General features: G+C 70.0%; 8 protein-coding genes. All 8 read right to left on the bottom strand.

Annotation, left to right across the window (positions count from 1 at the left end; translation table 11 throughout):
- Window positions 1–209: 209 nt before the first annotated feature.
- Entirely contained in the window at window positions 210–1802 is a 1593-nt protein-coding gene (locus tag AC1D1S_RS16470) for an ABC transporter ATP-binding protein (protein WP_476994945.1), read from the bottom strand.
- Entirely contained in the window at window positions 1799–2557 is a 759-nt protein-coding gene (locus AC1D1S_RS16475; RefSeq protein ID WP_243179293.1) for an energy-coupling factor transporter transmembrane component T, read from the bottom strand. Before AC1D1S_RS16475 ends, AC1D1S_RS16470 begins: the two co-directional genes overlap by 4 nt.
- Window positions 2558–2607: 50 nt before the next feature.
- A complete protein-coding gene (locus AC1D1S_RS16480; RefSeq protein ID WP_476994946.1) occupies window positions 2608–3429 on the bottom strand; it encodes an ECF transporter S component in 822 nt (273 codons plus the stop codon).
- A 144-nt stretch (window positions 3430–3573) separates the two neighbouring features.
- Window positions 3574–4602: a nucleoside hydrolase gene (locus tag AC1D1S_RS16485; protein ID WP_476994948.1), complete on the bottom strand. Its 1029-nt coding sequence runs from the start codon at window positions 4600–4602 to the stop codon at window positions 3574–3576.
- 113 nt (window positions 4603–4715) lie between these two features.
- Window positions 4716–5693, bottom strand: a complete 978-nt coding sequence (locus AC1D1S_RS16490) for an aldo/keto reductase (protein ID WP_028277009.1) — start codon at window positions 5691–5693, stop codon at window positions 4716–4718.
- A gap of 71 nt (window positions 5694–5764) precedes the next feature.
- Entirely contained in the window at window positions 5765–5983 is a 219-nt protein-coding gene (locus AC1D1S_RS16495) for a helix-hairpin-helix domain-containing protein (protein WP_243179305.1), read from the bottom strand.
- A 66-nt stretch (window positions 5984–6049) separates the two neighbouring features.
- Entirely contained in the window at window positions 6050–6607 is a 558-nt protein-coding gene (locus tag AC1D1S_RS16500; RefSeq protein WP_028277007.1) for a hypothetical protein, read from the bottom strand.
- A gap of 74 nt (window positions 6608–6681) precedes the next feature.
- Entirely contained in the window at window positions 6682–8655 is a 1974-nt protein-coding gene (dxs, locus tag AC1D1S_RS16505) for a 1-deoxy-D-xylulose-5-phosphate synthase (protein WP_476994947.1), read from the bottom strand.
- Window positions 8656–8969 lie beyond the last annotated feature (314 nt).

An 8969-nucleotide genomic window follows, 5' to 3' on the forward strand; every position in this document is an offset into this window, starting at 1 on the left:
GCTTTCGGGACAGTGTCCGGGCATCCCGGCGGCGCCATGACGTGGGCAGCCTCGATGTCTGCGGTGTTGAGGTGGAAGGCTGGAACGCGAAAGACCGCGTCTGCGGAATAGATCCTGCCGTCCAGGACCAGGCCCGCGGAAACTCCAAGCAATATACATTGCGCGTCATCCATTGCGCGTTGGATTCCGTGCCCACCCCGCGGCCCCAGTCAGATTTCCCGCAGGCTCCCGCCGCTGAGTTCCAGGACGCGGTGCGCGTTCCTCCGTGCGTAGTCCAGGTCGTGGGTGACCATGACGACGGCGGCGCCCCGCGCGGCGGCGCGGTCGACGGCGCCCTGCAGCGCCTCGAGGCCGTGCCGGTCCAGCCCGACGGTCGGTTCGTCCAGGGCCAACACCGCCGGTTCGCGGGCCAGGACCGTGGCCAGGGCGAGCAGCCGCTGCCGGGAGGCGGACAGCTCGGCCGGGTGTGCCGCCTCGGTACCGGCAAGGCCCACCGCAGCCAGCGCGGCCCGGGCCTTGCCCTCGGCGCCGGCCTTTCCGGACAGTTGCCGGAGTCCGAACGCGGCTTCCCGCAGGACGGTCCGTTCGAAGAGCTGGTCCCGGGGKTGCTGGAACAACAGGCCCACGGAGGCCGCGACCTTTCCCACCGGCACGCCGGCAATGCTGCGCCCGCAGACCAGCACGTCCCCGGCCGAGGGCCGGAGCAGTCCATTGAAGTGGCGCAGCAGTGTCGACTTGCCGGCGCCGTTGGGCCCGGTCACGGCGATGATCTCGCCAGGGCGCACGGCGAAATCCACGTCCCGGAGGACCCGGTCCTGCGCGCCGGTGCCGTGCCGCCGCGGGTCCCCAGCGTAGCCGAACCCAACCCCGCGCAGTTCCAGCGATGCCGGGCCGGGACCGGGCACCGCGGCAGGCACGGGCCCGGAACGGCGGGCCCCGGCGGCAACGCCGGACCCTAGGATGTTGGGCCCAATACCGCCGGGCCCGCCTATGCCAATCACTCCGGCGCGCTCCAGTTCGGCAGAGCCGGCCAGCTGCGCCGGCGTCCCGGCAGCGGTGACCGTCCCGGCAGCGGTGACCGTCCTGCCGTCGTGCGCCGTCTGAGCGTCGAGAACCGTCCAGCGCGTGGCTTCCCCGGCGAGCCGGTCCGCCGCCTGGCTCAGGAGGACGACGCCGGTCCCGGCGCCGCAGAGGCCGCGGACCAGGGCCTCGACTTGCGCGGCTCCGACGGCGTCCAGCGATGCCAACGGCTCGTCCAGGATGAGCACGTCCGGTTCCGCGATGACGGCGCAGCCCACGGCGAGCCGGCGGAGCTCCCCGCCGGAGAGCGTGGCCGGGTCCCGGTCCAGCAGGTGAGAGAGTCCGGTGCGGGCAGCCGTGCGCTCCACCGCGCGGAGCATGTCCTCCCGGGCCGTCGCGCGGTTTTCCAGGCCGAAGGCCAGCTCCTCCGCGACCGTGGCGCGCACCGAGGAGAGCATCGCCGCGGCGTCCTGCGGAACGAAGGCCACGCGGCGGGACCACTCGGCGGGGTTGATCCGGGGGTCCTCGGGCACGCCGCGGAATTCCAGCACGGTGCCGCCGAGCTCCAGGCTGCCGCGGAATTGTCCGGCGTGACCGGCCCGGAGCCAGCCGGCCAAAAGTTTGCCCAACGTGGATTTTCCGCTCCCGGACCCGCCCAGGACGGCGGTCAGGGAACCCGGCGTGACCGAGAGTGCGGCATCCCTCAGCACCGGGGCGTCATCGCCGTGGAACGTGAACGCCTCGATCCGGATCTGAAGCGCCGTGCGGGTGGCGGCCGTCATGACGCCGCCCCGGCAGGCCAGGAGGCCATAATCCGCCCGGCGACGGCGGCCGCCGCGAACACCAGCGCGGCTGCCCGGAAGAGCCGCTGGGCGGGCGGGTCGGCGACTTCGCGGTAGCTGGTCCGGGGCCCCGGGCTGCCGAAGCCGCGGGCGTCGAGCGCCTGGGCCCGGCTTCCGGCGTCGTCAATCAGTGCCAGGACCAGCGGCACCATCTGCAGACGGAGGGTGCCGAGGCGGGACAGCAGGCCGCGTCCGCCCACCATCCCGCGGGTTTCCTGGGCCTGCCGGATCCGGTCCAGGCGGCCCGCGACGGCGGGCAGGAGGGTGAGCGTGGAGGCCAGGACGAAGCCGAACTGCGGCGGGATCCTGCGCCCGGCGAGGGCGGAGACGAGGTCGGGGACGCTCACGGTGAAGGAAAAGAGCAGGAATACCAGCACGCAGGCCGTGGTCCGGGTTCCCAGCTCCAGCGCGAAGCCCAGCCCCTCGGCCGTGACCCTCGCCGGGCCCCACTGGGCCAGCACGGTCTGGCCCTCAGGGAAGAAGAGACCGTGCAGCACCAGCAGGGACAGGCACAGGGGCGTCAGGATCACGGCTCCTGCGGTCAGGACGCGCCCCGCAATGCCATGGCGCGCGGCAAGGATCACCGCGGCGAGGGCCACGGCGACAGACAACGGCCAATACGCGGCCGCCGTCGTGACGACGGCGGCGCATACGGCGAGGGTCAGCGTGGTGAAGGGGTGCAGTCGCGGTGTCATGGTCGCTGTGTCAGTGTCGCAGGGTCGGGGTGTCCCAGCCGCCGCGGGGCTCAGGCGTCCGGTGCTGCCGGGGCCTTGCCGGCGAGCACCCGGTAGCGCCGCACGAAGGGGAACTGGAAGGTGGTGCGGCGGGGCAGGGCGTAGGCGAGCAGCGCCGCGATGGTGAAGACGATCGCCTTGTCCATGGGGTCGGAAATCAGTGCCTGCTTGGTGATGGCGGCCAGGAGGGTATCGCCCATGGCGCGGAAGGCGCTGACGATCGCCCCGGTACCCAGCCCTGACGTGCCGCCAAAGACGAACGCGGCGATCGGGGCGGAGACGACGCCGGCCAGGATGCCGGTGAAGAAGCCGGCGACGGGGGCGAGGTAGAAGCGGCGGAACAGGCCGCCGCGGGCGGCCATGCCGGCGAGGAAGCCGATGAGGGCGGCACCGGCGGCGAACGGCAGGACGGTGGGGTTGAAGAAGGACCAGACGATGCTGCTCAGCGCGCCTGTGGCGGCGCCCGCTGCGGGTCCGGCGAGGACGGCGATCAGGACGGTGCCGATCGCGTCGATGTAGAACGGCAGGCCCGTGCTGCCCATCAGCTGTCCGAGGACCACGTTCAGGACCAGTGCCACCGGGATGAGGACCACGGTGGAGGTGGGCAGCGCCGGCAGGACGGCCGCAATCAGCAGCACTGCGCCGAGCAGGAAGCCGCCGAGGGCAACGAGGGCCGAGAAGCTGGCCGGGCCGTTGGCAATGTCGGCGGGCTGGGTCAGCACCAGGAAGATGTAGGTGGCGGCGATGGCGGCGGCCCCGGCGATTTCGAGCAGGCGGCGCCTGCGGCCGGCCGCCTGTCCAGGGGCAATGATGGTGAGGGCTGGCTGTGACATGAGGGGTGTTCCTTTGGCTGGGTGCAACAAGTTCCGCCTCATGTCACCTCGGCGCAGCTACCATCCTAGCGAGCGGCGACCCTCCTAGCGATCCGCAGACTCCTGCGGGCACTCCCCGCATTGGCGCAGCCATACTGTCCGGTTTCAGCCCGTCGGCGTCCGGCGTCCCACGTCCCGGGCCAGGGCGCCGATCGAGGAAATCAATTCGTCGAAGCAGTGCCCGGGGTTGTTGTCGGAGACGATCCTGGCGTTCGGCGCCAACCCCCACAGCCCGCGGAAATCGGCCACCGTGGTACCCATCAGCAGGGGCGAATCCGTTTCGACGTCGACCGTGGCCGGCCGGGTGGCGAACGGTGTGCGCCCCGCTGCGGCGCAGGCCGCGAAGGCGTCGTGCACGTGCGCCACATAGCCTTGGTCATAGAGCCGGTGAAATTCCATATAGAAGCGCAGGGCGTCGGACAGGCACGCGACGAGGGGGTTCCCGGACTGGCTGCGCTGGCCTTCGGGCTGCTCGGGGAGGACGAGTTCGGGCTCCGGTGCACCGGCGGCCTCGCCAAGCCGGCGCAGGTGCTCCGGGTGCATCTCGATCCGCTCGGTCATTTCCAGGGCACACAGGATCGGCAGTTTGTCCTCGGGCAGGCCCCGGTAGGCGGCAAACACCTCCTTGGCGGCATGCGGATCCACCGAGGTGTTCCATTCGGCCGTCGGGGTGGTGTTGCCCTGGTAGTAGAAGCTGCCGCCCATGATCACAAGTCCCTTGAGCAGCCGGGGAAGTTCCGGTTCCCGGCGCAGGGCCAGGGCGAAGTTGGTCAGCGGTCCGGTGATCAGGCCGGTGAGCTCCCCCGGGTGCGCCCGCACCTCCTCGACCCAGACGTCGACGGCGTGCCGCGCCGAGATCTGCTGGCGCGGCGGCGGCAGCTCGGCGTAGCCGATGCCCTGCGGCCCGTGGGTCTCCTCGGTGGTGGCCAGCGGGATCTCCAGCGGAACCTCGGCACCGATGGCCACCTCGATGCCCTCGCGGCCGCAGAGTTCCAGCAGGGCCAGGTTGTTCAGCGCCACCTGCCGGGCCCCGACGTTCCCGGCGGTGCACGTGATCGCCTGGACGTGGACCTCGGGCCGGGACAGCAGGTAGACCAGGGCCAGGGCGTCGTCGATCCCGGTGTCGACATCCATCAGGATCGAATGCGTCACGGCAGGTACCGCCGCCCCGGCGCTTGCAGCACTGTTCAGACGATCAGTGTTCAGACCTGGACCGTTCAGACCTGGACTGTTCAGATCTTGACCGTTCAGAACAGCGCCACCTTGGGCGTGCGCGGGAAGAGGTCGTCCAGCTCGGCGAGGTCGGCATGGCTGGGTTTCCAGGCCACGGCGGCGGCGTTCTGGCGCACCTGCTCCGGGGTGGTGGCGCCGGCGATGACGCTGCTGACGGACGGCTGGGCGGCCAGCCAGGAGAAGGCCACCTGGACTTCGTTGAGCCCGCGGTCGGCGGCGAACTTGCCGAAGGCACCCAACTGATCCCAGTCGGCGTCGTGGACCAGGTTGGTGCGGGTGTGGCTGAGCCGGCTTCCCTCGGGGGCCCGGCCGGCGGAGTATTTGCCGGTCAGCAGGCCGTTGGCGAGCGGGAAGTACGGCAGGACGCCCAGGCCGTAGGCCTCGGCCGCCGGGGTGACCTCGAGTTCGGCGCGCCGGTCCAGCAGGTTGTAGTGGTTCTGGCTGGAGATGAAGCGGGCTCCCCCGCGGGCGCGTGCCACGAACTCAGCCTCGGCGATCTGCCAGCCGGCCCGGTTGGAGTGGCCGATGTAGCGGACCTTGCCGCTGGTGACGAGGTCCTCGAGGGCCGAGAGCGTCTCGTCGATGGGCGTGAGCGGGTCCGGGGTGTGGAACTGGTAGAGGTCGATCCAGTCCGTGCCGAGCCGGCGCAGCGAGGCCTCCGCCGCCTTGATGATGTAGCGGCGGGATCCGCGCGCACCGAAGTCCTCGCCGTTGGCCCCGCGCATGTCCATGCCAAACTTCGTGCCGATGACCGCATCGTCGCGGCGGGAACCGAGGGCCTTGCCGAGCATTGACTCGCTGAGGCCGGGCTCGCGGCCGTAGGCGTCCGCGACGTCAAAGAAGGTGATCCCGGCGTCGAGCGCCGCATGCACGACGGCGTCGGTGCCTTCCTGCGATTCAGTCACGGTCCCGGACCGGCCCAGGTTGTTGCAGCCAAGTCCCACGACGGAGACGGACAGTCCGGAATTTCCAACGCGGCGGTATTCAGTCATGGTTTTAGCCTATATCGCCCCGGCGGGTGTCCCGGCCAGGCCGCCGCGGGCGGCGGAGGAGCGGACCCCCGCTACCCTGCCGGCAGCTTCAGCCCGTGCTCGTCCATGGCGTCCTGGAGCTGCGCGAGGGTCCGGGGGCAGACGCCCGGCATCCCGGCAAGCCGGCGCCGGCCAAGCTGCACGAGGTTTTCGAGGGTCTCGATCCCGGCGTGCGCGAGCGACTTTCGCGCCGGCGCCGCGAGTCCCGCGGGCAGCGGGGTGCAGCCTGGTTTCGAGGGTTTGCGCGTCATTGCGTTGCCTTTCAGTCCGTGCCCCCAAACTGGTGTGAGCCGTGCCCGGCTCCTTGCCCGTGCTGCCTAAAGCGTGAAGCTGTTTGCCGGCTTCGGCGAGTGCTTGAGCTTGAAAGTATCCTCGCCAAACGGCGCGGCGCCAATGCTCAGTTTGGTGAAGTCGAGGTCTTCGCCGCGGATGCAGACCTTGATGGCGTTGACGGTCTTATTCACGTCCGGGGTGAGGCAGAAGATGTTGAGCCGGGCGTCGGAAAATTCGCTGCGGTCCACGATCCCCAGGCCCCGCCAGGCCAGATGGCTGATCAGGGCGTCTTTGGCTTTTTCCTCGAGGTACCGGTCGCGGCTGGTCCCCTCCTTGGTCTTCAGCGCGTACTGGGCTACTACCCAGGACTGTTCCTCCGCCGGAATTTCGGCGTAGCCGTCCTCGGCGCACTGCGCCGCGAAGGCGTCCATGAGGCGCTCCGCCGCCTCGGCGTCCGCGACGTCGGTCTCGTCCGTCTTGCTCTGGTGTCCGACGACGCCGTGGTTCATCACGAACTGGCTGTAGTCCTCATCAAACCAGGCCTCCCTGAAGTGCAGGGTGCCCTCTTCGTCACGCTTGTAAACTCTGATAATTCCACTCATATGCCAGTTCCTTCCTGGGCCGTCCGGCGCCGGATTCAGTGGCGCCCACGGGTAGTGCTCAACGGATGTGCTGGCTACAGCTGCGGGATGCTGCCGGTGCTGGGGTGTTCCTGGCCGGGCAAGGGGCGCGCAAACGGCACCTTGGTGCCCAGGACCTGGGCGACGACGTCGTGCGTGATCTGCTGGGCGGTCAGGCCCACGCGTTCGAGCACCTGGCTGCGCGTGCCGTGTTCGAGGAACTCGACCGGCAGGCCCACCTCGTTGAGGGCGGTGTCGACGCCCGCGGCACGCATCTCCTGGCGGATCCGGGAACCGACGCCGCCGGCCCGCACTCCGTCCTCAATGCAAATGACCAGGCGGTGGCGCGCGGCGAGATCGATGATGGACTGCCGGACCGGGAGGACCCAGCGCGGATCCACCACCGTGGAGCTGATGCCCTGGGCACCGAGCCGGCCGGAGACGTCCAGAGCGAGTTCTGACATGGCGCCCACGCTGACGATCAGGACGTCGTTCTCGCTCGAGCCCGCGGGCCGGCGGGCCAGCACGTCCACGCCGTCCTCCAGGCGTTCGACCGCATCGACTTCGGGGCCGACGTTGCCCTTGGAGTAGCGGAGCACGCTCGGGGCGTCTTCAATGGCCACAGCCTCGCGCAGTTCCTCCCGCAGCCGGGTGGCGTCGCGCGGCGCGGCGAGGTGCAGCCCGGGGACGATCTGGACCATGGCCATGTCCCACATGCCGTGATGGCTTGCGCCGTCGGGTCCGGTGACGCCGGCCCGGTCCAGCACGATCGTGACGCCGGCTTTGTGCAGGGCGACATCCATCAGCAGCTGGTCGAAGGCACGGTTCAGGAACGTCGCGTAGACCGCGACCACCGGGTGCAGTCCCCCGAACGCCATGCCGGCAGCCGAGGTGAGGGCGTGCTGCTCGGCGATGCCGACGTCGAACACGCGCTCCGGGTGCCGGGCGGCGAACTTGTGTAGCCCGACCGGAATCAGCATGGCACCGGTAATCCCGACGATGTCCTGGCGCTCGTCGGCGATGTCGGCGATCTCGTCGGCGAACACCGCGGTCCAGGACTTCGCGCCACCGGCCTCGGTGGGTGCGCCGGTCTCCGGATCGATGATCCCCACGGCATGGAACTGGTCCGCTTCATGGGCGCGGGCCGGGGCGTAGCCGTGGCCCTTTTCCGTCATGGCGTGCACGATCACGGGGCCGGCATAGTTCTTGGCGGTGGACAGGGCGTTTTCCATGGCCTGGAGGTCGTGGCCGTCGACGGGACCGATGTACTTCATGCCGAGGTCCTCGAACATGCCCTGCGGGGCCCACCAGTCCTTSAYGCCCTTYTTCATGGCGTGCAGGCTCTTGTASGTGAACTGCCCCGCGGGGCCGCCSTTCTGCAGYTTKCGCTTCCACCACTCGAGCGTGCCTTCATAGGAGGGCGCGGCCCGGAGGGAATCGATGGTGGGGCGCAGGGACGCCAGGTAGTCGGCGAACCCGCCGACCGTCGGGGCGTAGGAGCGGCCGTTGTCGTTGACCACGATCACGACACGGCGTTTCTTGTCCGCCGCGATGTTGTTGATGGCCTCCCACGCCATGCCGCCGGTCAGGGCGCCGTCGCCCACCACCGCGACGACGAAGCGGTCGCCGTCGCCGGTCAGCTGCCGGGCGCGCGAGATGCCGTCGGCCCAGGACAGCGAGGAAGACGCGTGCGAGCTTTCGACGATGTCGTGCTCGGATTCGGCGCGGTCCGGGTAGCCGGACATGCCGCCCTGCTGGCGGAGCGTGCTGAAATCCTGGCGTCCGGTGAGGAGCTTGTGCACGTAGGACTGGTGCCCTGTGTCGAAGACAATGCTGTCGCGGGGGGAATCGAAGATCCGGTGCACCGCGATGGTGAGCTCGACGACGCCGAGGTTCGGGCCCAGGTGCCCTCCCGTCCGGGAGACGTTGCCGATCAGGAAATCCCTGACCTCGGCTGCCAGCTGATCCAGCTGCGCCCCGGACAACTTACTCAGGTCCTGCGGATTCCGGATGGTGTCCAAGATTCCCAACGGCCCCTCCTTCGGGTGGTAGACATGCCTTTTAACTCTAACGCCTCCGGGCAGGCCGCCGCGCCGGAGGCCAGCACCGGCGCCCTGCCCGGCCCCGCCCGCCGCTCCCCCGCTCGAGATCCAGCACCCGCGGCCGAAAGCGGAAACGCAACGGCCCCGGCCGGTCAGTGACCGGCCGGGGCCGTTGCATGCGTTACCGGAGCGTGCCCGGCAGCTCCGCTAGTGTGCGGAGATCTGGCGCAGGACGTACTGCAGGATGCCGCCGTTGCGGTAGTAGTCCGCCTCGCCCGGCGTATCGATGCGCAGCACGGCGT

The sequence above is a fragment of the Arthrobacter sp. P1_A5 genome (genome assembly GCF_056406825.1).